Source organism: Nodosilinea sp. FACHB-141, from assembly GCF_014696135.1.
Classification (GTDB): domain Bacteria; phylum Cyanobacteriota; class Cyanobacteriia; order Phormidesmidales; family Phormidesmidaceae; genus Nodosilinea.
Genome location: NZ_JACJPP010000011.1, coordinates 78518 through 101376 on the forward strand (window position 1 = coordinate 78518; position 22859 = coordinate 101376).

Annotated in this window: 23 protein-coding genes, 1 tRNA gene and 1 other annotated feature; of the genes, 11 read left to right on the top strand and 13 right to left on the bottom strand. The window is 56.0% G+C overall.

All coding sequences use genetic code 11. From position 1 onward, the window contains the following. Positions 1-105: 105 nt before the first annotated feature. Positions 106-513: a DUF6713 family protein gene (locus H6F59_RS08970; RefSeq protein ID WP_190697928.1), complete on the bottom strand. Its 408-nt coding sequence runs from the start codon at positions 511-513 to the stop codon at positions 106-108. 210 nt (positions 514-723) lie between these two features. On the opposite strand from H6F59_RS08970, the gene H6F59_RS08975 reads away from it, so the two are divergent. Further along, on the top strand, positions 724-1422 hold the full coding sequence (locus H6F59_RS08975; protein ID WP_190697931.1) for a response regulator transcription factor: 699 nt from the start codon (positions 724-726) through the stop codon (positions 1420-1422). Positions 1423-1443: 21 nt separating this feature from the next. Here the strand turns inward: H6F59_RS08975 and chrA are convergent, their stop codons facing one another. Continuing rightward, positions 1444-2718, bottom strand: coding sequence for a chromate efflux transporter (gene chrA / locus H6F59_RS08980; RefSeq protein WP_190697933.1), 1275 nt, complete (start codon positions 2716-2718; stop codon positions 1444-1446). Positions 2719-3188: 470 nt separating this feature from the next. Here chrA and H6F59_RS08990 point away from each other — a divergent pair, with 470 nt between their 5' ends. Next, positions 3189-3914: a M15 family metallopeptidase gene (locus H6F59_RS08990; RefSeq protein ID WP_190697936.1), complete on the top strand. Its 726-nt coding sequence runs from the start codon at positions 3189-3191 to the stop codon at positions 3912-3914. Positions 3915-4082: 168 nt separating this feature from the next. Further along, positions 4083-4841: a hypothetical protein gene (locus H6F59_RS08995; protein WP_190697938.1), complete on the top strand. Its 759-nt coding sequence runs from the start codon at positions 4083-4085 to the stop codon at positions 4839-4841. Positions 4842-4939: 98 nt separating this feature from the next. On the opposite strand, the gene H6F59_RS09000 is transcribed toward H6F59_RS08995, so the two are convergent. Then, positions 4940-6190 (bottom strand): FIST N-terminal domain-containing protein, encoded by a 1251-nt coding sequence (locus tag H6F59_RS09000; protein WP_313887164.1) that lies wholly within the window; start codon positions 6188-6190, stop codon positions 4940-4942. Positions 6191-6528: 338 nt separating this feature from the next. On the opposite strand from H6F59_RS09000, the gene H6F59_RS09005 reads away from it, so the two are divergent. Together H6F59_RS09005 and H6F59_RS09010 are read left to right on the top strand one after the other, a co-directional pair. Further along, positions 6529-6756, top strand: coding sequence for a Calvin cycle protein CP12 (locus H6F59_RS09005; protein ID WP_190522726.1), 228 nt, complete (start codon positions 6529-6531; stop codon positions 6754-6756). Between the two features lie 116 nt (positions 6757-6872). Next, positions 6873-7226 (top strand): Spx/MgsR family RNA polymerase-binding regulatory protein, encoded by a 354-nt coding sequence (locus H6F59_RS09010; RefSeq protein ID WP_190697943.1) that lies wholly within the window; start codon positions 6873-6875, stop codon positions 7224-7226. 159 nt (positions 7227-7385) lie between these two features. Here H6F59_RS09010 and H6F59_RS09015 read toward each other — a convergent pair whose 3' ends face one another. After that, entirely contained in the window at positions 7386-7568 is a 183-nt protein-coding gene (locus tag H6F59_RS09015) for a CsbD family protein (protein WP_190522730.1), read from the bottom strand. Positions 7569-7829: 261 nt separating this feature from the next. Here H6F59_RS09015 and H6F59_RS09020 point away from each other — a divergent pair, with 261 nt between their 5' ends. Then, positions 7830-9875: a hypothetical protein gene (locus H6F59_RS09020; protein WP_190697946.1), complete on the top strand. Its 2046-nt coding sequence runs from the start codon at positions 7830-7832 to the stop codon at positions 9873-9875. A 414-nt stretch (positions 9876-10289) separates the two neighbouring features. Continuing rightward, positions 10290-11630 (top strand): DUF3747 domain-containing protein, encoded by a 1341-nt coding sequence (locus tag H6F59_RS09025; RefSeq protein WP_190697950.1) that lies wholly within the window; start codon positions 10290-10292, stop codon positions 11628-11630. 78 nt (positions 11631-11708) lie between these two features. Here the strand turns inward: H6F59_RS09025 and H6F59_RS09030 are convergent, their stop codons facing one another. Further along, positions 11709-12569, bottom strand: coding sequence for a methyltransferase domain-containing protein (locus tag H6F59_RS09030; RefSeq protein WP_190697953.1), 861 nt, complete (start codon positions 12567-12569; stop codon positions 11709-11711). Between the two features lie 133 nt (positions 12570-12702). Between H6F59_RS09030 and H6F59_RS09035 the strand changes: the two genes are divergently transcribed. Further along, entirely contained in the window at positions 12703-14037 is a 1335-nt protein-coding gene (locus H6F59_RS09035; protein WP_190697956.1) for a TrkH family potassium uptake protein, read from the top strand. Positions 14038-14430: 393 nt separating this feature from the next. Here H6F59_RS09035 and rplL read toward each other — a convergent pair whose 3' ends face one another. From rplL to rplS, 8 genes are all read right to left on the bottom strand, one after another. Further along, positions 14431-14838, bottom strand: coding sequence for a 50S ribosomal protein L7/L12 (rplL, locus tag H6F59_RS09040; RefSeq protein ID WP_190522738.1), 408 nt, complete (start codon positions 14836-14838; stop codon positions 14431-14433). Between the two features lie 61 nt (positions 14839-14899). Next, entirely contained in the window at positions 14900-15460 is a 561-nt protein-coding gene (gene rplJ / locus H6F59_RS09045; RefSeq protein WP_190522740.1) for a 50S ribosomal protein L10, read from the bottom strand. A 67-nt stretch (positions 15461-15527) separates the two neighbouring features. Beyond that, positions 15528-15685: a sequence feature (ribosomal protein L10 leader region), on the bottom strand. A gap of 54 nt (positions 15686-15739) precedes the next feature. Then, positions 15740-16453 (bottom strand): 50S ribosomal protein L1, encoded by a 714-nt coding sequence (gene rplA / locus H6F59_RS09050; protein WP_190697959.1) that lies wholly within the window; start codon positions 16451-16453, stop codon positions 15740-15742. Between the two features lie 92 nt (positions 16454-16545). Further along, positions 16546-16971 carry a 50S ribosomal protein L11 gene (gene rplK / locus H6F59_RS09055; protein ID WP_073609593.1) on the bottom strand — a complete coding sequence of 142 codons (426 nt, stop codon included), beginning with the start codon at positions 16969-16971 and terminating at the stop codon, positions 16546-16548. A 3-nt stretch (positions 16972-16974) separates the two neighbouring features. Further along, on the bottom strand, positions 16975-17673 hold the full coding sequence (gene nusG / locus H6F59_RS09060; protein ID WP_242021360.1) for a transcription termination/antitermination protein NusG: 699 nt from the start codon (positions 17671-17673) through the stop codon (positions 16975-16977). Then, entirely contained in the window at positions 17673-17918 is a 246-nt protein-coding gene (gene secE, locus H6F59_RS09065) for a preprotein translocase subunit SecE (protein WP_190522747.1), read from the bottom strand. The genes nusG and secE overlap by 1 nt, the downstream gene beginning before the upstream one ends. A gap of 204 nt (positions 17919-18122) precedes the next feature. Then, positions 18123-18195 (bottom strand) — tRNA-Trp (locus H6F59_RS09070). A 47-nt stretch (positions 18196-18242) separates the two neighbouring features. Continuing rightward, positions 18243-18608, bottom strand: a complete 366-nt coding sequence (rplS, locus tag H6F59_RS09075) for a 50S ribosomal protein L19 (RefSeq protein WP_073609590.1) — start codon at positions 18606-18608, stop codon at positions 18243-18245. 200 nt (positions 18609-18808) lie between these two features. On the opposite strand from rplS, the gene H6F59_RS26355 reads away from it, so the two are divergent. The 3 genes from H6F59_RS26355 (at position 18809) to H6F59_RS26025 (ending at position 22450) form a co-directional block, all read left to right on the top strand. After that, positions 18809-21055, top strand: a complete 2247-nt coding sequence (locus H6F59_RS26355; RefSeq protein ID WP_242021361.1) for a GAF domain-containing sensor histidine kinase — start codon at positions 18809-18811, stop codon at positions 21053-21055. A 59-nt stretch (positions 21056-21114) separates the two neighbouring features. After that, positions 21115-21777, top strand: coding sequence for a DUF2301 domain-containing membrane protein (locus H6F59_RS09085; RefSeq protein WP_190697962.1), 663 nt, complete (start codon positions 21115-21117; stop codon positions 21775-21777). 130 nt (positions 21778-21907) lie between these two features. After that, a complete protein-coding gene (locus H6F59_RS26025; RefSeq protein ID WP_199325710.1) occupies positions 21908-22450 on the top strand; it encodes a hypothetical protein in 543 nt (180 codons plus the stop codon). Positions 22451-22859: the final 409 nt, after the last annotated feature.

Below are 22859 nucleotides of genomic sequence, written 5' to 3' on the forward strand. Positions count from 1 at the left end.
GCTAGCCCAAGCCAAATGCGTCTTTGACTTGGATAAGATCTTTACCTAATGGTAGTCGATCAAAATTTGCGCTTGAAAACTCGTTTGAGAGCGAGCCGGTACTAACTACTTCGTCTCTTGGGTGACTAGTTGTAGGGTTCGTCGAGAAGCAATGAAAACAGTCAGCAAGTACAGCAGCCCCAACACGCCGCCGCCATAGATTAATCCCCGCGAGAGCTCAGAATCGAAGGTATAAAGAGCACTGTGCTCAAGCCGTTTGTGCAGCCCGGCGTGGATGACGAGAAAGAGCGCCACGGCAATGCGCGACCAGCGACGAACAGCAGGAGCTTCGTGATTGGTTAACCATAGTAGCCCCGCCACCAGGGGAATGTGAACCAGCACAAAGGCCACCTCGGCGATCGCGTCAGGCAGACGATTGAGAATAAACAGAAGTCGCCACTCGGCTTGGGTCATGGCGTCGAGTTCGTGGGCCATGAGGGTGGCAAAGCCCAGGTAAAACAGCAGGTTTTCCATTTTGAGTTACCGTTTGGTTGGGTCAACGATTCAAGACAGTGGGATAGCCGTCTCGGCTGTCCAGGGTTTAGGCAGAATGCTTGGCCTTCAAAGCTTGGATTTGATAAATTCTGATTCTTGAGCGTCTTGTTGTCTTCTGGGGCGTGAACTGATTCCGCCCCGACAATTCCGAGTTAGAGTGAGCAGTGATAGGTCATCTGGGGCGATGTTATGTCTGAGCAAACCGGGAATATCTTACTGGTAGACGATGAGCCAGGTCTGCGCGAGGCGGTACAAGCCTATTTAGAGGACAGCGGCTTTACGGTGCGATCGGCCAGCAATGCTAAGGAAGGCTGGGATCTGCTGCAACAGGAGACGCCGGATGTCCTAATTTCGGACATCATGATGCCCCAAGTTGACGGTTACGCCTTTTTGGCCCAAGTGCGCGACGACATTCGCTTTAAGGGGCTACCGGTGCTGTTTTTGACGGCGCGGGGCATGACCAGCGATCGCATTCAGGGCTACAATGCGGGCTGCGACGCCTACCTTTCTAAACCCTTTGACCCCGAAGAACTAGTAGCGGTAGTCAGCAATCTGATGGGTCGTCGCGCTGCCCAAACCCTTGATGCCGGCGACGTGCCTGACATTGCCGTCATGGCTCGCCAAATTGAGGAAATCAAGGCCATGCTGACCCAGAAAGGCGGTATCGCAAAAGTAACCTCCGACATTCGCATCGACCTCACCCCCCGCGAACAGAGCGTGCTCGACTTGGTAGCCGAGGGGCTGATGAACAAAGAAATCGCCAGTCGTCTAGAGACCAGCGTGCGCAACGTTGAGAAGTACGTCAGCCGCCTGTTCAGCAAAACCGGCACCAACAGCCGCACAGAGCTGGTGCGCTTCGCCCTAGAACACGGCATGGTAACAACCTAGGGGCGAAAGTAAGCAGGTGTTTTAAGTTAGAGCCCCTGCAATTAAGCCGATCAACGCCCCAGCGGGCACCAGTTGCCAGGTGGGGCGGCGGAACTGCACCAGGGCAATGAGGGCAGCAAGGCCTACGGCGATCGCAACAGCCGTGCGGGGCAGGGTGTCTTGCTGCAGAGCGGCGACGGACAGGGGAATGGCAGCGGCGGCGATCGCCCCCAACACCGCTGGCATCACTCCCTTGAGAAAGCTTTTGACCCAGGGATTTCGTCGCAGCCGTACCAGAAACGGTGAAGCAAACATGATGAATAAAAACGACGGGGTAAAGATTGCGATCGTGGCGACCAGTGCCCCCAGCGCCCCAGCGACCTTATAGCCTACAAAGGCGGCGGTGATCACCACCGGGCCGGGGGTGAGTTCGCCCAGGGCAACACCGTCGATGAACTGGTTGCGGGTCATCCAGCCAAAGTCATCCACCACTGCCGTCTCCAGCAGGGGAATAATCACCAGGCCACCGCCAAAGATAAAGGCCCCGGTCTTGAGAAAGAAGGTTGAGAGGGGGACAAAGTAGTCTTGAATGCGATCAAGCCCCCAGAAGCTAGAAACCGCGACAGGGTCGGCGGGAAGATTCGCCAGCAGATTGGGAATACCCTGGGTGATAGGCAGCAGGGGGGCAAGCCAGGCACTCGTGCGGGGCGATGGCCCAGCCGGCGGTGGGGCGGTGGGGCGATAGATGACGAGGCCGGCTAAACCCGCCAGCAAAAAGAGCAGCAGGATGTTGACGCGAAAGACGAGGGAGACAAGGAGGACGGTGAGGGCGATCGCCAGCCCCTGCCAGTCTTTAATCGCCTTTTTGCCTAGCTTCCAGCAGAAGCCAAAAATGATGGCGATCACCACGGGCGAAATGCCTAAGAACAAGTCCTCAATTTGGGGCACCCCCTGGAACTTGAAGTAGGCCCACGACAGGGTGAGCACAATCAAAAAAGCCGGCAGAATAAAGCAAACGCCTGCTATCAGCGCCCCCAGCTGCCCCGCTCGCAAGTACCCAATATAAATGCCGGTTTGGGTTGAGGCGGGGCCGGGCAGCATTTCGCAGATTGCTACCCCTTCAAGAAACTGCTCTTCTTTGAGCCAGCCGCGCCGCACCACTGCCTCATCGTGAATCATGGCAATGTGGGCTTGGGGACCGCCAAAGCCGATCGCTCCTAGCCTTAGAAAGAGGCGGGCTAGCTCGCTTAGCCGAGCCGATAAACTCTCCTGAACCGGTTCTACGGCTGGGAAATCTAATTCTGGCGGCTGGCTCATGGGGCAAAACAATAATGCTGAAGCCACTGTATCGAAATTCGATAATTAGCCCCTATATCGAGCACTACATTCGCGAAGCTGAATCCTCATACAGTTCGCCGAGAAGCTCTTTGACCTTTTGCTTGGCGTCTTCTAGCCGCCGCTTGCCCAGTTCATCAGCCGAGTAAAGTTGTCGGTTCTAGGGTTTATCTCTTGCTTTTGCGGACGCCAGGTTAGCCTACGCTCTAGACGACGGAGCATGGGGTAAAGGGTTCCTGCGCCGAGGTTGTAACCGTAATAGCTCGGCTCCTCGATAAGGCCAAGACCAAAAATTGGCTTCTGCGCCGCTTGGTGAAGAATAAGCAGGCGAATTAGGCTGGAGTACAAGCTCACGTCCATCTCTATGGAGGCATTAATGCTTTGAGGGACGAGCACTCCCTGATGATGGCATTAGGCTAACTATTGACACTTTTTAAGCTGGGGAAAAGCACATGAAACCCTATCAGGCCATTCCAATCTGCGATCGCAGTGAACCGCTAGTGCCCATCCCCCGCGATCGCTTTCCCCTAGTAGAGCCTCATGCCTATCAATCGCTAGGGGCTCCCTACGGTAACCAGTCACCCTACTCTCTCAGAGCAGGCGTACTCGCTGCCCTAACCGAAGCTCAGGATCAGCTCCAGCGGCAGCATTCTGGTTGGCACATACAAATTTTTGACGCCTTTCGCCCTCTAGCGGTGCAGCGGTTTATGGTGGAGCACACTTTCACAGAGCAGGTACAAGCTCGGGGATGGATAACTGAGGCTCTAACCCCTGCCCAGCGCGACGAGGTGATGGCGGAGGTGGCCCAGTTTTGGGCCATGCCCAGCAATGACCCAGCCACGCCGCCGCCCCACAGCACCGGGGCCGCGCTAGATGTGACGCTGATTGATGCTGCCGGGAGCGTGGTCGACATGGGATCGCCCATTGATGAGGTATCGCCGCGATCGCACCCCGACCATTTTGCCGACCGCACAACCCCAGTTGAGCAAACCTTCCACGCCCACCGCACCCTGCTCAACCAGGCGATGGAGTCGGCGGGGTTTCGTCGCCACCCCAACGAGTGGTGGCACTTTTCGCTCGGCGATCAGCTCTGGGCCTGGCTGCGGCGGCAAGAAACCGGCAGCGACAAGTTTTTGGCTCACTATGGGCGAGCCTCGGTAGACTTGTGGGTACAGTGAAACCAGCGGATGCGGCAGTACCTAGAGGAGTCAGCGGCGATGAGGGCGACAAAAGTTAGGTCTTGGTTATGCTGGTCAACGATTGTCTCGCTAGCAACGCTGGCTGCTGCCCCAGCCCATGGCCAATCCACGGCCGTTCTGCAGAATGCTTTGCGGTTGACGGTCTGCTTGAATGACTGGGATAGCGCGATCGCCTACACCAGCCAGCTCGAACAATCTGACCTGCCCGTCAAAACTCTTGCCGAGCTGGCGACGTTTCGTCGCCAAATGCAGCTATTTCGCCAAAACCAAACCGTGGTCAGCCCCATCGATGGCTGTGAACCCGTGCTCGCTGGGTTTGGCTTACCCGGATACAGTGGTCGACCCCTAGATTTTGATCGAGGGGTGTACTCTAGCGTGGGCCGTGGTGCCCCTGTCGTTGCCGCCGACCAGACCCTGCGCCAGTACGAGGCGCTTTGGCAAGCCGGGTTGGGCGTTACTGCCGACACTCCCCTTGATCCTCTAGCCGAGGCCCAGCGCGTCAACACCCGCAGCGGTAGCGGCGTCACCACCGGAGCCGTCAGCCGTCGGGTTGACATCTACGCCTTTCTAGGCGCTCAGGGAGACAGTGCCAACCTCGATTTAACCGTTATTCAGCAGCGCCGTGGGTTGCTCTACACCGACGATGCCGCTCAGTTGTTCTTATTCGACGCCGCAGGCCGACTGCTGTCTGCCGGCCGTACCATCGCTGGTCAGCAGCCTTACTTAGCTACCATACCCCTGCCCGCTACCGGGGTTTACTATGCTGCCGTCACCACTCCTCAACACCATCCTGTTCTCGACGAAAGTGGCTTTATCACTGGCTGGCAGGGCATTGGCACCAGCGCCATTACCTACACGATAACCATCGACGGTCTAACCCCTTCCCCAGAGCTGGGCCTGCGGTAGAGGGCGAGGTAGGGAAGGTAAGGAGATAGGGAATCTGAGAAATTTCAATCCTCCTCATCTTCCTCACTTCCTCATCCCCCTTATCTTTTCCCCCACCCCTACGGCTGCCGACAAATCCCAAACACCGACGTAAACCCGTGCAGAAACGTCGTCTGCCCGACGGGGCCGATCTCGCCGCCGCAGAAAAAGCCTCCTATGGGGAGCCCGGGCAAATATTGGGCAAACAGACCTGAGTCAAAGTTGGCCTGGTTATAGAGTCCGGCACCGCGTCCTACACAGGCAAACATCAGCGCTCCGGCGGGAGCGATCGCCACGGGAGCCTGCTGCTGGTAGTGCTGCAGTAGGGTTTCGAGATCAGTGGCGGAGGTGTGGGCATCGCGCAGGTGAAACTGCACTCGCTGCCCAGGGCGCAGCCGATCGCCCACCGCGATTGCGCCCATTTTGGGGTCAACCCCCAGCAGCGTGCGAATCAAAAAGTCGCCTGGGTTGAGGCTGAGCTTAAAGCTGTCCTGGGCCATGCCGATAAAGAGGGAGCTCTGAGCCAGCTGGCGATCGTCCTCAGATAGGGTTTCAAACAGCTCTTGCAGCAGTTCTAGGGGCGGGCGCGCCGAGTCGCCGTCCTCTGAGTCGCTCAAAGACAGCAGAATGTTGCGCTCGGCCTTATCCACCCGATAGACAGGGCCAATGGGGCGACAGCCCTGGGCCACAATGGTATCGAGCACGATCGGCCCCGCCAGGGCTACTCCAACCGCGCCTTCGCTGTGCAGGGTGCGATCGCAAAATAGCCCACTGTGGCGATTGAACCCGTCGACGCTGGCCAGACCGCCAATCTTCACGCCGCTGGGGTAGGCAAAATCGAGCCCCTGCAGCAGGTCGGTCACCTTGGATGAAAAGGGGTCAGCCATCAAAATAAACTGGGGGTTGGCCTCTGGTGCGACCCCCATCAGCTCAGACCAGGCATTGGGTGGGCTATCGAGATCTGGCAGGTCATCGCTCGACAGATGAAAGCTCCGCACCGTCACCCCGGGCAACCGCGCCAGCGTCAGACTTAGAGCTGGGGTGTCCTCTAGTTCTTGGGGGTGGCCTTTGTCATCCATGCCGACAATACCGCCGCCGCTGCATCCCACCAGAGCGGGTATGGGCAACAAGTCGTGGAGCAGGGGCAGCAGGCGAGCAAACTCGCTGGTAAACGACGACGAAATAAACACAATGCCCAGATCAGGGGGGCCCGTCAGTCGGTGCTTAAGCTGCTCTACCACGTCCTTCACGGCCCCCTCGAGGGAGGGACGGGCCGATACCGCATTGGCCCACTCCATGGGCGGAAGGTCTAGCTGGGGAATGTCGGTCATTGGGTAGCCCCCTCCTTGGGTTGGTTCCAGTCTAGATCGGATTGCTCCTCCCCCTGAGTAAATTGAGCTGGGCTCAGAATGTTCAACGATTACCCCTGCCACTGTGGAGATGTGTACAATAGGTAATGAGTACTTATACTGACCTCGTCTGGGCCAACCGGGGAGTCTGTCAAGGGCGTAACCCTGCCTCTATGGGGTAGAGTTTTCACCGCCAGAGCCTCTGAATCGGTGCAGTATACTGAGCCTGGAGTTGGGATCTGACAATCTAAAGCCATAGTTTGCCTCTGCTGACCAGGCCACAGGCCCCCGCTAGTTGTTTACAAACGGTAAGAAAGGACATGAGCGAGAACATCAAAGAGCGCATTGAAAAAGAAATTGAAGGTGCCCGGGCCGCCTGTGATGCCAGCGGCGGCAGCTCCCAGGAGTGCGCCGCTGCTTGGGATGCCGTAGAAGAGCTTCAGGCGGAAGCCTCTCACCAGCGCGACAAAGGCACCGATAAAAACTCTCTAGAAGTCTACTGCGACAACAACCCTGAAGCCGACGAGTGCCGAGTGTACGACACCTAAGCTAACGGGCTACCTCACTCGAGCTTAAGCGCTGCAAAAACGTCTCGATCGCGAGGCGTTTTTGGCGTTTTAATCCCTGTTCTTGGCTTGAATTTATCCCTTAACTGAGCGCTGCTATGACGCTAACAGTCTATGGCATTCCCACCTGTAGCACCTGCAAAAAAGCCCTGCAATGGCTGGATAGCCACGCCATTGCTTACGACTTTATTAATACCAAAGAACACCCTCCAAGCCGTGCCTCGATAGCGGCTTGGGTAGATAGCCTAGGCAGCAAGCCCATGCGCAATACCTCGGGGCAATCCTACCGAGCGTTAGGAGACGAGAAGCAGACCTGGGGTGATCCCGAGTGGGTCAACGCCTTTACCGACGATGCCATGCTGCTGAAACGCCCCCTGTTTGTCAAAGATGGCCAGGCGGTACTGGTTGGGTTTCGGGCGACCGAGGCCGAGCTGAACGACCTGCTAGGCTAAACACCCTAAGCCAAAAGCACCGATGCATAGGGCTGAGAATAATGCGAAACGCGCTAAGGGGCTGTTGGTTAACACCGCTCTCCTCCGTATCAAAAGCTCCGACCCTCTATGGATCGGAGCTTGTAAGATTAGATGTCCCTGTGCAGAGTTGCTAGGGCATTAGTCAATAGCGCGCTTGACGTTGTCTTTTGCGTCTTCTACACCGTGGCGCACATCGGACTCAGCCTGTTTTGCCTTACCTTCGGCTTGAGCTTGGCGATCGCCTGTCACTTTGCCGGCACCTTCTTGGAGCTTGCCTTCGACGTCTTTGGCAGCGGCCTTGGCTCTATCTTCGATAGACATAATGTAATCATCTCCTGAGAGGTTACTCCTTCATTCTAGGAAGCAGCGAGGGAAGCTCCCTCTGTAGAGAGGCATAAGGCAGTCTCTCTCAAATTGTAGGGATTGCTACCGTTTGGATCTGAATATTTGCTGGGGTATTGGATCTGAATGTTTGCTGGAGTAACAGTGCAGGCTTGCCTCTAGGGAGTATCCTGAAGCATCATGGGTGGCTTGTCTCCCCAAACAGACTTTAAACTCAGGACTTAAACTGGGGCTTGAACTATGGAGTATTGGGAATTTCTGCTGCAAAAGGAGGGTGACCAGAGCTGGTTGCCCCTCGACACATCCCAGGTAGAAATTCTGGAGGGCCGCTACCGCGTGATGGCCCACACTAGCCATACCAATACTCCGGTATATATTCAGATCGGCCAACTGCTGGCCGATTCGCAAGGCGATTCTGGGACGGATCGTTTCGCGAATCGCGTGCCACCTCAGCGCCGTACTCTGCGTCGTAAGGGCCAGATCAACGAAAACGGCCTGATGGTCGTCATGCCATTTACTCGCTTAGGTGAGGGAACTTGGGATATTCAGTGCGCTAGCGCGGTCGCCCCAGAGGCAAGTTCAGAAGCAAACCCGGAGGCTGACAATGCTGCTGCCCCTTCACCCTGGCGTTACGCGGTGCAGCTGCAGGTGGTGGCCCAAGACTCTGCCGACGAGGGCGACTGGTTTGCCGACGATGGCAGTGCTGGCTTAGAGGCGATCGCCACCTCTCGCCAACCCGCAGCCGCTGGCTCAACCTCGGCGGCCCCGGCGCCGGTCGTTGACCTTCAGACCACAGCGGCGGCTATGGATGCGTTTCAGACCCAGTTAGCTAGCTCAGCTACAGCCCCCTTGCCCTACGGGCTACTGCTGCCCCACGCCGCGCTCTTGGGCAGCGCTGGCGAAAGCCTGGGGCTAACGGCGACGGTGACAGGCCCGTCTGATAGTGAACCTTGCCCGCCCCTGACCCTGGTGCTACGGCTATCGGACCCCCAGACCGCAGTTACTGTGGCTATGGCGCCGGTGCCGCTGGCGGTGGCCATGCTGCCCAGCACCATGACGCTGACTGTAACCGTGCCCGCTCAGCTGTCGACCCGGCTGTTGCTAGGGGAGGTAGGGCTCTTTGTCGAGACTGAGATAGCGGCCCTACAGCGATTTACGGTCACGGTGGATGTGGCCTCGCTGTTTGACGCGATCGCCAACCAGGCCGAAACCGAATCAGGTCTAGACGTTGTCTTTCCGGCCGAAGACCCAGATGAGGACCCAGCCTCTCCCCAACCCCCCACCCCCGAGCTCAAAACCTGGGATATTGTCGGCCGGGCGGCACCGCCTCGGCAGATGCCCATTCTCACCCTGCCCCGCAACAGTCCTGAGCTGCCGCCCAAAATCTACTACCCCTCTCCCCACGAGGCGGCCGCTCGTCAACCGTCGCTGCCCCTAGTGGGTCGCCCCCGCTCCGTTTCCTCGCCTCCCGGCGATCGCAGCCTTGATAATCTGAGCGCCCCCGCTACGCCGAGCCCAGAGCCGGTCCGGGGGTTAAGCTTACCGCCCATTGCTTCGCCGCCCCAGGCCGACGACCCCATTGCCGTCTTGACTGGGCAGGCATCTCCTAGTGCCACCCCTAAACCCCGTGACGCGGTACCCCAGTTGATTTCCCACGAGGCTATGGGGTTCAAAGACCTCAAGCTGCAGGACCGCTTCTGGAATCGGCTCAACGAGCTAGCCGTCAACCTTCAGCAGGAGGCGATCGAGCAGCGCCACGAGGTTGCCGCTGCCCCAGTGGAAACTCCGGTAGAAACCTCGTTTGAGCCGCCGCCGTTTGTCCCTTTTGCTGGAGAGGTGGTGATCTATGAAGACGAGGACCCTACTCTGCGTGATTTAGCCGCCGCCGCGGTGCCTGCCCCGGAGGCCGAGCCGCCAGAGACGGTGACCCCGCCCATGCCTACCCTAGAGCTGCCAGAGGGTGACCTGACTGCGGGTGAGCCAGTGGTCGTGACTCTGCGGGTGCCCTTTCATCCCAACCGCCTGTATCTCAAAGTGTGGATTACTGACCCTCAAACCCGCACCCTGGCCGACGAGCCGCGTCAGCTGCTCAATCTGCTGCCCAACGGCCAGGGGCAGCTTGAGGGTAATCTACAGCTAACGGCTCCCTTTGGCTGTTTGGAGGCGTGGTTTGAGGCCATTTCTGTGGATATGGTCACCCAGCAGGAAAGCTATAAAGCCTCGGTCAGTCGCGTGATCGCCCCTGCGGGACTCCCCCCGATCTCCCTAGACGAATTTCAGATTTAGAGACGTTCTCAACGGGCCTTCAGAAGAACACAGAACCGTAAGGTGAGGTTTTGCAACGAATCCTAAGTAATTCCCGCAAAAACTAGGGTCCTATAGCGGTGATAACTCTACAATAATGGCGGCTTTTCTAAGCTAAATCGTGAGTTGGTTTGCTGACTTAATTCGTTTGAATTGAGCTTGGAAGAGTTTGTTTGGTCGTGACCGTTGGCCGTGGTTGGCTTAGGTCTGAGCTTGAGGCCAGCGACCCAAGTGTAGGTCTGGGTGACTAAGATTCAGCCGTTGGATATTGGGTCGTCAGCTTGACTATCAGACGGTCTGATAAGTGGTTGAGGTTAAAGGTTTGGCCCTAATTGCCAGCGCTAAGGTAAAGAAACTATTTCCCCCATCACAAATCGCTATCTAGGACGGGTGACAATGAATTTTACGTCAATGTTGAAAGCGGCTGTGCTGACTGCAGCTACCCTCGGGGTAGTAGGCGGAGCAGGGCATGCCGTTGCTCCCACCTCCACTTCAGTTCAGCCCGCGGTGCGCGAGACCGGCACGCTGCTGACCCAGGCCTTTGGCAACATCGCTATCAATCAGGCCAATTTTTTGGTGGTTGCGGTACCGGGAAGCACTTCCCAGCCCTATCGACTCTATATTGTGGAGCAGCTTCAGCCCAATCCTCCCTGCTGGACGATTGCTAACCCTGGCGCCGAACCTACTCAAGTAAATGCCCTGTGGAATACCTTTGACTTTACGGGCGTCTGTCGCCTACAGCGCGATACCAATGGCTACGCTATCCGGTTGGCGGGGCAGGATCTGTCCGGGGTTCGGTTTGAGGTCAACCAGAAAGACGGTGATTTGCTGCTGCAGTTTGCTCCCAGCACCGTTTCTCGCGAGCGCATTACTATCGGTCGCGCCAACGGCATCAGCCCCACAGGCTTCACGCAGCTTGACCTCAACCCGGGCTGGTCACTGACTAAGCGCACTTTTAATGGAGCGATCGTCAGTTCGCACCTGGTGTACTTCACCAACGACCTCACCCTAGCTCAGATTCAAAGTGGAGTCACCGGTACTCCTCCGGTGACGCCGCCAGTGACGCCGCCAGTGACGCCGCCCGCCGTGGCCTTTAACGATATTCGAGGCAACCGCTATGCTGCCGAGATCACCCGTGCGTCTAGCCTAGGAGTTATTGCCGGATTTTCTGAGGATGGCACCTTCCGGCCTACTGCGCCGCTGACCCGCGAGCAGGCGGTTTCTGTAATGATGGAAACCGCCCGGAAAGTTCTGCCAACTTCGGCGCTGGCTAACCTACCCCAAGCGGTCTCTAGTGCCCCCTTCTCTGACGTAGCCGCCAACCGCTGGAGCGCGGTTAAAATTCAGCAGGCTAAGCAGCTGGGCATCGTGACCGGGGACGCTGGCACCGGCAACTTCCGCCCAACCGACAACGTCTCTCGGGCCGAGCTGATGGCAATGACCTACAAGCTGGCACTTGTGCGAGCCAACGCTAGCGCGGCGGGTAGTACGCCCGGCGTCAGCCCGGCACCAGCCACTGTGGGAATTATTCCTAACATCAGCAACCCGCCTACCTTCACCGACATCGGCGGTCACTGGGGTGAGGCTACGATTAAGCAGATGGCGGCCTTCTGTGCGATCGCAACTCCTCTCAACGAAACCGGAACTAGCTTTTCGCCCAACTCCAACGCGCTGCGTGACTACACCGCCGCTGTTGCCGTGCGGGCCATTGACTGTCCGGCTGCTCGACCCCAGTAGGTCAGCTAAGTCATAACTAGGCACCAACTCCAGGGTGAGCTCCACACGGAACTCACCCTTTTTTTCGAGTTGTCTCGCTTAGCGCACTGCGCAAAGCAGCCCGTAGCGAATTAGGCCGCTATACAACCCCTGGCGCATCGGCCCCAGAGCCAGCGCCCCTTGAAGGGTGCCAGGCCCCGCCTGAATTAACCCCGTTAGGCCTTCAGGGCTGAGGGCCGAGGCAATTACCTCATCCCAAAAGGGGGCGACTGCCAGCGACCAGTCGGCGGCTTTTAGCTGGTCAAAGCCGCAGTTTTGGGCGATCGCCTCATAGTCAGGCAGAGAAATCACGTAAGGCAGGCCATAGACGCGATAAATCCAGTCGAGCTGCCGCTGCTCTAGCCAGGTCAACGGCCCTCCCAGCGAATCCGTAGGGCGGTGGCACCAGGTGGCCATCAACAGTTTGCCCCCTGGCTTTAGCACCCGGTAGCACTCCTGCAAAAATGCCACCTTGTCGGGCATGTGCTCCCCGCTCTCCATCGACCACACCAGGTCAAAGCTGTGGTCAGCAAAGGGAGTATTCAAAGCATCCGCGACCTGAAACGTTGCACAAGGAGCAGCATCGCCGCTCAAACTCGCTGTTGTAGCCCGCTCTGTGGCTCGCTGAGCCTGCAATGGGCTGAGGGTAATGCCGGTCACTCTGGCCCCAAACCGGTTTGCCAATTCGAGGGCGCTACCGCCAATGCCGCAGCCGCAGTCGAGAATAGCCTCTGCTTGGGTAATGTCCCCCCAGGTCAAACACTCATCAATGAGATCAATTTGGGCCTGGCGACGATTTTTGCGCTGACGGCCATCGGCCCCGTAATAGCCGTGGTGCATGTGCTCACCCCAGATCTGCTCCCACAGCCCAGAGGAGTCGTCATAGAAAGTCTGAATCTTCTTGTACAGGGCATTGGTCATGACAACTCGACACCTAGAGAACAGCGTGGCTTAGCCGGTTAAATCTTGCGGCATAGTGGTCGAGAGCGTCAACTCGTGAAAATATAGGGTTGCCTCTCTACTCCGTGTCTTACGGAATGCCCAACCTATGCAGATGACGGTTCCGCGCACCATATGCCTTGGTTTTTTAGTATTAATTGCCATTGGTACAATTTTATTGGCGTTGCCCATATCTAGCACTCAACAGGGTTGGGGTGACCCCCTTGTAGCCTTGTTTACAGCCACCTCCGCTGTCTGCGTCACCGGGCTGGTTGTCGTCGATACGGGCACCTACTTTTCTGACTTTGGCGAAGCGACTATTCTCGCGCTGATTCAGGTGGGAGGGCTCGGCTACATGACCGTCAACACCTTCCTGCTGCTGCTGCTGGGGCGACGGTTGGGGCTGCGAGAACGACTCGCTATTCAGCAGTCCATGGATAACTCAGTGCTGGCGGGCGGTAAGCCTCTGATCCTCTCGATCATTGCTATGACACTGTCCATTGAACTGACGGGCTTATTTTGCCTATATCCGATCTTCAGTCGAGACTACGGGCCTAGCTATGGGCTGTGGCTCTCTATGTTCCACAGCGTCAGCGCTTTCAACAATGCGGGTTTTGGCCTGTTTAAAGACAATATTATTGGCTATGCGCTCGACCCCTGGGTCAATGCGGTAATCACCGCTCTAGTCATCCTGGGTGGCATTGGTTACCAGGTGATTATGGAGTTCCTGTCATGGGCCCGCAATCGCCTGAGCGGCAACCGCTGCCGCAACCCGTTCTCCCTTCACTTTAAGATTGTTACCAGCACTACCGCTGCTCTTTTGGTACTAGGCACCCTAGCCTTGTTTCTAATCGAGTACCAAAACCCCGACACTTTGGGTCCGGTGGCTCCTCAGTACAAGTTATTAATGGCTTGGTTTCAGGCTGTTATTACCCGTACCGCCGGATTTAACAGCATTGACATTGGCGCGATGGGCAACGCCTCACTGTTTATCATGATTGCCCTGATGTTCGTTGGGGCTAGCCCCGGCAGCACTGGCGGCGGTATTAAAACTACTACCCTGAGCATTTTGCTAGCCTGCACCCGCATGGCGCTTCAAGGCAAAGAGCAGGTTCTCTTATTTCGGCGGCAGATTGCTACTATTCGGGTGCTGAAGGCGATCTCCGTGGTGGTGGGGTCGGGTCTGGCGGTCGTCGCAGCTACAGCTCTAGTGTCTCTAACTAATCCAACCGTCGGCTTTATCGATATTCTCTTTGAGGCCGTGTCTGCATTTGCCACAGTGGGGCTTTCTACCGGCATTACTGCCGACCTATCTGACGTTGGTAAGTACGTGATTGCTTTCACCATGTACTTGGGGCGGGTAGGCGTACTGCTGTTTATGGCGGCACTGCTTGGCGATCCTAAACCGTCCTCTGTGCAGTATCCCGAAGAAGAGTTGCTGATTGGCTAATCTCTCAAGCAGGACGGGGATAGATAGCAAAAAGGGGAGCCGTTGACTCCCCCGGATGAGTATTTGTGTGGTCTGATGGCGATCGCCCCCCTGGGCGCTTACGCAAAGTCTGCTGGCGTTTTTGCAGCTGTCTCTGGCGGGCGGCACCGCCTCGCCCTTTGTCATTGCGACCCAGCTTACGGGGCGACTCCCATCGTTTCAGGTGCTGCGCCATGGCTAACTCCCATTAACTACCTAACTATCTTCCCAATGCTATCCTTCTCTATCGGGGATGGGTAGCCAGAGGGCCGCTGTTTAAGGTGAGAAAACCATCCTTAACTAACTATAGAAAAAGCTCCCTGTGGTCTCACAGGGAGCTTTCTAACGTTTTAGTCTCAGTGGCAAAACGTCAGGCTACTTGATAGCAACCTTGCCGCCGGCTTCTTCGAGCTGCTTTTTGGCATCTTCGGCGTCGTCTTTGGTGGTGGCTTCCTTGACAGCCTTGGGAGCGGCTTCCACCAGTTCCTTGGCTTCCTTCAGACCCAAACCGGTCAGGCTGCGCACAACCTTAAGAACGGCGATCTTCTTGTCAGCGGGAACTTCTTCGAGAACGACGTCAAATTCAGTCTTCTCTTCTTCAGGCTCGGCAGCCGCGGCACCACCGCCACCCATCATGCCGGGGGCCATCATCATCATGCCGCCGCCAGCGGAGGCAGAGGCGTCAACACCAAAGGCTTCCTCAATTTGCTTAACCAGCTCGGAAGCTTCTAGCAGAGAAAGGGTCTTTAGCTGTTCGAGAATTTCATCGGTTTTAGCAGACATAGTTACCGGTTAACTCCTATTTGAAAACAATTAAACACAGACAAAATCGAGAGAGATGAGCCTAGGCTGCATCTTTTTCGGAGACTGCCTTGATAGCACGGACCAGAGATGCGGGCACCTCTTTGACACCCACCGCCAGTTTGGTCGGTACGGCGTTGACGCCCACAGCCACCCGAGTCGGCATCGCCTTGATTGCTCCAGCCAGACGAGCCATCAGCTCTTCCTTAGTGGGCAGTTCGGTGATGGCCTTGATCTGGTCTTCGTTCAGGGCCTGACCTTCCATGACACCGCCCCGGAGGGTGGTTTTTTTGGTGTCTTTTTGGAATGCCTGGTATTCCTTGATTGCCCCGCCAAAGTCTTCTTTAACTAGCACGAAGGCCGAAGAATCTTTGAGGAACTCAGTGATGGGTTGCCAGTTTTCGTTGCCGTCAACGGCAATCCGCATCAGCGTGTTTTTGGCAATCTTACACTCGGCACCCTTGGGGCGTAGCCGGTTGCGTAGGTCGCTGATTTCCGATACCGTCAGACCTTTGTAATCAATCACAAAGGCTAGCTGAGCATCGTCTAGCAGGGCCTGAATTTCGGCCACCAGCTCTTTCTTATTCGCTAGGGTTCTCCCCATATCGATCTCACCTCCTTTAAGTTGGGGATTGGGAACTTAATTACCCGATCCAGATTTAGACTTAGCCCTTAGTAAAACAAAACCCCGACAGCTCTGCCGGGGTAGACCAACAACCCAAAGTGCTCAGCTTGGGCAAGAGCACCGTAGTCATTTACGTCAACCTCGGCAGGGTTTATGCAGTGCTGGGCGGCTACCTGCTGTCTCCGGTCGTCTATGCAGTTGTGAGGGGTTGTGTCAGTGGGCGTAACTCCTAGCTGGCTGGGGTAAAACTTGTTGGGCCTAGACCGCGTCTGACATCTTGAAGTCGCGCAGGGCATTCACATCGAGGCGAATGGAGGGACCCATGGTGGAGGCGATCGCTACGGTTCTCCAATAGCGGCCCTTGGCACCAGATGGACGATTGCGGTCAACGGTCTCTTGCAGCGCCTTGAGGTTGACTAGCAAATCTTCAGCGCTAAAGTCGGCCTTGCCAAACATAACATGGACGATGCCTGTTTTGTCGGCACGAAACTCTAGCTTACCTGCTTTAAACTCATCAATTGCTTTGGCCAAGTCAAAGGTTACAGTGCCGCCTTTGGGGGAGGGCATCAGGCCACGGGGGCCGAGTTGACGACCAAGCTTGGCTACCTGAGGCATCACGTCAGGGGTAGCAATCAGAACGTCAAAGTCCATCATGCCCTTCTGAATTTCGTCGATGAGTTCTTCAGATCCCGCCAAGTCAGCTCCAGCAGCGGTGGCCTCAGCCACTTTTTCGCCCTTAGCAATGACGGCGACTCGAATGGTTTGCCCCGTGCCCTTGGGCAAAATGACCGTAGTACGCAGCTGCTGGTCGGTGTACTTGGGGTCAATACCCAAGCGAATGTGGGCCTCGGCCGACTCAACAAACTTAGCGGTAGCGGTTTCCTTTAGCAGCTCTAGGGCCTCTAGGGGCTCATAGAGACGGTCTTCTACTTTAGCCTGGGCTTCGCGCAGGCGCTTGGATACTTTAGGCATGGTGGTCTCCTTGGGGTCAAACGAAGCAATGCCTCTTCCCCGTAGTGTGAATAAGTGAAACTTAGGTTACAGCCAGTAGCCTAGGCAATGGCTCAGTCAGAAACGGTAACACCCATGTTGCGAGCGGTACCCTCGACAATGTTCATGGCTGCCTCAATGTCGTTAGCGTTGAGGTCAGGCATTTTGGTCTCGGCAATTTCTTTGAGCTGAGCCCGGGTAATGGAACCCACTTTCTTGGTGCGGGGCTCGCCCGAACCACGCTCAATGCCCGCTGCTTTTTTGATCAATACTGAGGCTGGCGGCGTCTTGAGAATAAAGGTAAAGCTGCGATCTTCAAAGACCGAGATCTCAACCGGTATTACTAGACCCACTTTCTCCTGGGTACGGGCGTTGTACTCTTTGCAGAACGCCATGATGTTAACCCCGTGCTGACCCAGAGCTGGGCCGACAGGAGGAGCTGGGTTGGCCTTGCCAGCAGGAAGTGCCAGCTTAATTAGCGCTACAACTTTCTTAGCCATTAATTAACTCTCTTTTTCCACTTGATTAAATTCCAGCTCCACTGGGGTGTCGCGCCCAAAAATCGACAGCAAAGCTTTCAGCTTACTGCGCTCGGGGCTGACTTCCACCACCTCGCCTTCAAAGTCTTTGAAGGGACCCGAGAGCACAGTAATTTTGTCTCCCGGAGCCATATCGACTTTGATCACCGGCTTTTGCTCTTCGGTGCGCTTGAAGATGCGCTTCACCTCGCTCATGCCTAATGGCATGGGCTTGACGTGGCCGCGACCGCGACCATAGGCCCGGCGCTGCTCAGCCCCGACAAAATTGATGACGTGAGGGGTGTTTTTAACCACCGACCAGGCTTCGTCATCCATATACATCCGGACCAGCACGTAGCCTGGGAAGACTTTCTCGTCAATATTTTGACGACTGCCGTCTTTGCGGAGCTTAACCGCTGGCGTTTGAGGAATCTCAACCTGAAAAATTCGGTTCATCACATCGAGAGTGCCAATGCGCTGCTCGAGGTTGAGCTTGACGCGCTTTTCGCAGCCAGAGGCCACCTGGACGGCATACCACCTAGCTTTGCGTTGGTAGAAGCGGGCCGCTTCACCTTCGTTGCCTTCTTCGGTAGATTGCTCAGCTCTTTCTGCTGAAGGTTCAGCCCCTAGATCCTCGTCCAAAGGAGCGTCATCGTAGTCGAAGTCTTCTTCAGTTACCGCCATTAGAATACTTGCCCCGAAACCCATCCAAACAGTCGGTCAACTAGATAAATCAGCGTTGCGGAAAGGCTAACCATAAGGATAACGGCGGCAGACTCACTGATGAGCTGCTGTCTACTAGGCCAAACAACTTTTCCCAGTTCTTCCTTGGTGCCCTGCAAGAAGGTCACCACACTAAAGCCCTGCTCGGCAACCTGAGGGTCTGCAGCCTTACCCTTAGACTCTATTGCGGTGTCTTTTTTAACCACTGGCTTGGCTCCTGTTGGCGCTTATCCACACTGAACTAACGGGAAAACACGGACCGGCAAACCGGCTTAGCTAACCTGAGAAAACATTAGACCGAAGGGCTGATGGCTCCTGGTTTAATCACGAGTTGGGGGCAGTGACAGATCCCGCTGCTCTAGCGGGCCCTAAGGTCTAAGAGCTTTGGGAAATGTCTCTGCCTTACTCAGCGCGCCCTGGAGGACTCGAACCCCCGACATCGGGTTTTGGAGACCCGCGTTCTACCAACTGAACTAAGGACGCATGAAACCAGGTGCCACTGTAGCACCACTGCCCAACTTTACTCAATTCTAGTTGATTGGGCGATCAAAACGCTGCTTCAAGCGGGTAGCTTTGCCCACGCGATCGCGCAGGTAGTAGAGCTTGGCCCGACGAGCCTTACCCCGGCGCAGCACAGCAATGCTGGCCACCTTGGGGGCATGGACGAGAAAAACTCGCTCAACGCCGACTCCCTGAAAAATCTTTCGCACCGTAATGGAGCGATTGATACCGCCATTGCGCATGGCGATAACGGTGCCCTCATAGGGCTGAATCCGCTCTTTGCCACCCTCTTGAATGCGCACGCCAACTCGGATAGTGTCGCCGACGTAGATGGTGGGAAGGTCGGTCTTTAGCTGCTCCGCCTCAATCGAGCGGATGATTTCCTCTGCGTTCATAGGGCCTGCAAATGTGCACAGTCTACGATTATAGACCATGGGCGGCGCTAAGCAAACAGCTTAGGCAATGTTTTTCAGCAATGGATTTTTGTGGGGTTGGGCTGGGTATTCTCTGGCGGCTCTGGGCATAGTGTTTGTAGAGCATGCGCCGCTTTTTGCCAAGGTTATTGTTACCTAAATCTTCCTAAGCCCCCACGGTTATGTCTACTCTGCCCCTCGACCCCTTGCCCCAGGAAGAGCGACCTTTACCTGAGGTCGCCAATGCCGACCTTGGGGAGGTGCTCGATGCGATCGCAACGCCGCTCTGGATAACGGACGCTCACGATCGCTGGTGCTTTCACAACCGGGCCTGTGTTGCTCTGCTGGGAGGCGATCGACTGGCTAGTAGCGACCAGCGGCAGGGTGTGGAGATACTGCCGTCGGGAATCGGCCAACCAGTGCTAGCGGCGGGCCAGCGAGCCTTGGCTAGTGGCGATGAGCAAACTGCTGTGGTGGAGATCGCCAATGCGGCGGGGGGATGCCGTCGGCTGCTAGCGACGGTAAAACGATTTGGGGCTGCTGACAGCGAACCTCAGCTGATGGTGAGTCTACAGGATATGACTCCTCTCCATGAGGTGGAGCAAACCCTACGGCGGCAGTCGGAGCGAGAGCGGCTGCTGGGGGCGATCGCTCAGCACTTGCTGCGATCGCTCAACTCTGAAGACTTGCTGCAGACGACGGTAAACGAGGTGCGTCGCTTTTTGGGCATCGACCGAGTGCTGTTTTATAGTTTTGACCCTGACTACAACGGGGTGGTGGCTGAGTCGGCCAGTAGCACCATGGCCAATGCGGTCACAGCTCAGACCGATCTCAACTTTATTCCGGCGGATCTGATGCGCTACCGCCAAGGCGAGATGGAGGTGATCGACGATATGGCCTCGGCTTCTCTGCCACCGGACTATCTGGCCAAGTTCGCCCAGGCCCAGGTCAATGCCTGCCTGGTGATGCCAATTGTGCAGGGGGATGCTCTTTACGGTTTGGTGTGTGCCCTCAACAGCGACCCCCGTCCTTGGGCCGCCTGGGAAATCGAGACCTTGCGAGAAGTGGCAACCCAGGTGGGCGGTGCCATTAAGCAGGCTCGTCTGTACAATCAGGTGCAGCGGTTGAATACTGACCTGGAGCAGCAGGTGGCCCAGCGAACCGAGGAATTGCAGACCGCCCTTGAGTTTGAGGCGACCCTTAAACGGATTACCGACCGGGTGCGCGACAGCCTAGACGTCAATCAGATTATGCTGACGGCGGTGAAGGAGCTGACCGAGGCCCTAGAGGTGAAGGGGTCGAATACATCGCTCTACGACCTTGAGCAGGGCACTTCGACGATCTATTACGAGTACAACAGCTCTAGCCCGTCGTACCAAGGCCGAGTTGCTCAAATGGAGGCTTTCCCGGAGGTGTACCATCAGCTGCTGGACGGGCAGTATTTTCAGTTTTGCTCGGTGGAGCCGAACCCGGTGCGGGGCTATGTGGCCATGCTGGCCTGCCCGGTGGTAGATGATCGGGGTGTGCTGGGCGATCTTTGGCTGATCAACGATCGCGACTACGGCTTTAACGACATTGAGATTCGCCTGGTGCAGCAGGTGGCTAACCAATGTGCGATCGCCATTCGCCAAGCGCGACTTTACCAGGCGGCCCAGTCGCAGGTGGCCGAGCTAGAGCGGCTCAATACCCTCAAAGACGACTTTCTCAGCACCGTTTCTCATGAGTTGCGCACCCCGGTGACCAGCATGCGGGTGGCACTGCAACTGCTAGGGGTCACCCTAAATCAAGAATTTGACCTCACTGCCGATCTGCAAAAACCTAAGGCGGAGCGAACCCGCATTGGCCGCTACTACAGTATTTTGCAAGAGGAGTGTGAGCGCGAAATTAGCCTAATCAACGATCTGCTCGACCTCCAGCGGCTAGATGTGGGCAACCATCCCATTCAGCCCGAGCCAATTTTGCTAGAACCCTGGCTTGCAGGCTGGATTGACAGCTTTGTGACCCGCGCTAAGAGCCGCAATCAAACCTTGAGGTTAGTGGCAACTTCGACCCTGCCAGTGTTGTATAGCGATCTGGCTAGCCTAGAGCGAGTGCTGGCTGAATTGCTAAACAATGCGTGCAAATATACCCCGCCGGGGGAATCTATTACGCTAGAGGTTTTGCCTAACCCGGCGGCTCCTAGCGAACAGGTGTGCATTGCCCTTACCAACAGTGGGGTGACGATTCCAGCAGAGGAAATGACCCGGATCTTTGATAAGTTTTATCGGGTGCCCAGCGCTGACCCCTGGAAGCAGGGAGGGACAGGTCTAGGTCTGGCTTTGGTGAAAAAGCTGGTCGCCCATCTGGGGGGCGACATCGCGGTTACTAGTGATCCTGGGCAAACCTGTTTTACCATCACTCTGCCTACGCAACCGGCGCTCACTCGATAGCCCTTAACTCGATAAGATAGAGACACGAGTCAACCGTAGTCTCTACTGGATAAACGCCAATGGACAGCGCTGTAAACGAGATCCCTTCGCCGGCGATCTACACCGGGCAATTTGGCGACTACACCATTACTCAGGGCGATCGCCGAGGGGTCGTGCTCTATCGTACGGGCTTGGTGGTGGCGGCTTTAGCCTTTGGCCTAGGTACGGTTCTGGCCCTGGGGTTTAACCAAAATTCCACTCTGGTGCAGTCTATCAGCCTGCTCTACACGCTGTTTTGGCTAGGCCTGGGACTGAGCTTGGCCACAATTCATATCTACCTAGTGCCGCTGCACCGAGCGCTGCAAGGGGCTTGGCTGGTGGGCGGGCTGGCGTCGCTGGCACTTTCCCACGGAATTGACGGCCCCTTGGCTCAAACGGTAGTGGAAACTCCTGCGGTATTGTGGGGTCTGGGTTTTACCTTCGTAGCGCTGACCGGCATCTTCTTTAAGGAAGCTTTTTGCTTTGACCGTGTAGAGACCAAGCTGCTCACGCCCCTGGTGCCACTGCTGCTGCTGGGTCACCTATTTGGCATGCTGCCGCTGGTGGCAGAGCAAACCCTGCTAGCAGGCTGGGCAATTTTGTTTTTGGTATTTGCGCTGCGCAAAGCTGTGCAGCCCATTGTGCCTGACATTGGCGATAAATCGGTTTTTGCCTACCTAAAACAGCAGCGCTCAAACGCCTAAGCTTCAAGGCTTACGCTCTGTTGACAATACTGGCTTAGGGGTAGAGTGACTGGTCTACCTCCGCATTTATACTGGGGATATGCTTGTGCTAGCCCTATGACCCACTGAGATGTTATGCCGACGGGCAGTGATGGTCTTTGAGTCTCATTTCGCCAGCACCTATTTCTTCTTAGGCAATATGAGCAACACTCCTGTTCCTGCAGTCGCCCCACCCTTCACGCAATCCAATTCGCAGAGGTTAGATCGCTCTGGCCAAAAGAAGACACCTGATTCAGGCACAGCATCCCTGAGCGATGATCCGTGGGTCAAGGCCTTGTTTGGTTTTAGCCAAGCTGTTGCGGCTAAGCCGAAAGGGATGCAGCGCGAGGCCTTCAGCATTCCAGAAACAGTAACTGGCTCGGAAAGAGCGTCCATTACAAGGCCGCGCCGTTCTCAAACCGATCCGACGGTTGGTGAGACTACAGCAGCGCTCTATTCTCTGAGGGATTTGGCGCCTCAGTTGGCGAACCCACTGTCCCCGTTACGCGATCGCGATCGTCAAGCACTGGCAGAAATTTTTGATCACGAGCACATGGTCGCCGTCGAGGCCGATATTCTGACTCGCCTTAGCTACTTAGTGCCCGAACCCTCGTGGGACATAGAACCTTACGAGTTCTTACGAGAGTTCTTGTAGCTTCAATCTAAGTACTAATGATCCTTGGGGTGTAGCAAGATGCCGATACATCCGTAGTAGTAATTGCGGGCCTAAAGCATGTTATTTGTGCTGGTGAAGCTTGGCATGTAGCGATCGCTTTAGGAGATTACAAAGACGTTCAACCGGCTCACCGCGTCTGCATTTCTAGAAAACGTCAATCTACCCAAAGGTATATTTGCATTTCTATTATCACTATATTTAGGTCGCAAAGTACAAAAAATACGCGGCTAACAAACTGGCTGGACTCATGTCCCAAGTTCAAATTTGACTTGGTTACAAAAGTCTTAGAAATTTGTGATGGCTTTTCATGCCTGCAAGCTAATTTTCTTTTTTAACCTTGAATGAATTTATACTTTTGAAGTTTATCTGAAGCTTTCTTAGATTTTAC

Excerpts from the sequence above, each read along its gene's own strand:
- H6F59_RS09015 (WP_190522730.1), bottom strand. The coding sequence starts at position 7,568 with ATGTCTATCGAAGATAGAGCCAAGGCCGCTGCCAAAGACGTCGAAGGC.
- rplK (WP_073609593.1), bottom strand. The coding sequence starts at position 16,971 with ATGGCTAAGAAAGTTGTAGCGCTAATTAAGCTGGCACTTCCTGCTGGC.
- H6F59_RS09000 (WP_313887164.1), bottom strand. The coding sequence starts at position 6,190 with ATGACCGACATTCCCCAGCTAGACCTTCCGCCCATGGAGTGGGCCAAT.
- rplJ (WP_190522740.1), bottom strand. The coding sequence starts at position 15,460 with ATGGGGAGAACCCTAGCGAATAAGAAAGAGCTGGTGGCCGAAATTCAG.
- rplA (WP_190697959.1), bottom strand. The coding sequence starts at position 16,453 with ATGCCTAAAGTATCCAAGCGCCTGCGCGAAGCCCAGGCTAAAGTAGAA.
- nusG (WP_242021360.1), bottom strand. The coding sequence starts at position 17,673 with ATGGCGGTAACTGAAGAAGACTTCGACTACGATGACGCTCCTTTGGAC.
- H6F59_RS08975 (WP_190697931.1), top strand. The coding sequence starts at position 724 with ATGTCTGAGCAAACCGGGAATATCTTACTGGTAGACGATGAGCCAGGT.
- H6F59_RS09030 (WP_190697953.1), bottom strand. The coding sequence starts at position 12,569 with ATGACCAATGCCCTGTACAAGAAGATTCAGACTTTCTATGACGACTCC.
- rplS (WP_073609590.1), bottom strand. The coding sequence starts at position 18,608 with ATGAACGCAGAGGAAATCATCCGCTCGATTGAGGCGGAGCAGCTAAAG.
- H6F59_RS09010 (WP_190697943.1), top strand. The coding sequence starts at position 6,873 with ATGACGCTAACAGTCTATGGCATTCCCACCTGTAGCACCTGCAAAAAA.
- H6F59_RS09020 (WP_190697946.1), top strand. The coding sequence starts at position 7,830 with ATGGAGTATTGGGAATTTCTGCTGCAAAAGGAGGGTGACCAGAGCTGG.
- chrA (WP_190697933.1), bottom strand. The coding sequence starts at position 2,718 with ATGAGCCAGCCGCCAGAATTAGATTTCCCAGCCGTAGAACCGGTTCAG.
- H6F59_RS26355 (WP_242021361.1), top strand. The coding sequence starts at position 18,809 with ATGTCTACTCTGCCCCTCGACCCCTTGCCCCAGGAAGAGCGACCTTTA.
- H6F59_RS08970 (WP_190697928.1), bottom strand. The coding sequence starts at position 513 with ATGGAAAACCTGCTGTTTTACCTGGGCTTTGCCACCCTCATGGCCCAC.
- rplL (WP_190522738.1), bottom strand. The coding sequence starts at position 14,838 with ATGTCTGCTAAAACCGATGAAATTCTCGAACAGCTAAAGACCCTTTCT.
- H6F59_RS09085 (WP_190697962.1), top strand. The coding sequence starts at position 21,115 with ATGGACAGCGCTGTAAACGAGATCCCTTCGCCGGCGATCTACACCGGG.
- H6F59_RS09005 (WP_190522726.1), top strand. The coding sequence starts at position 6,529 with ATGAGCGAGAACATCAAAGAGCGCATTGAAAAAGAAATTGAAGGTGCC.
- H6F59_RS08990 (WP_190697936.1), top strand. The coding sequence starts at position 3,189 with ATGAAACCCTATCAGGCCATTCCAATCTGCGATCGCAGTGAACCGCTA.
- H6F59_RS26025 (WP_199325710.1), top strand. The coding sequence starts at position 21,908 with ATGGTCTTTGAGTCTCATTTCGCCAGCACCTATTTCTTCTTAGGCAAT.
- H6F59_RS09025 (WP_190697950.1), top strand. The coding sequence starts at position 10,290 with ATGAATTTTACGTCAATGTTGAAAGCGGCTGTGCTGACTGCAGCTACC.
- H6F59_RS09035 (WP_190697956.1), top strand. The coding sequence starts at position 12,703 with ATGACGGTTCCGCGCACCATATGCCTTGGTTTTTTAGTATTAATTGCC.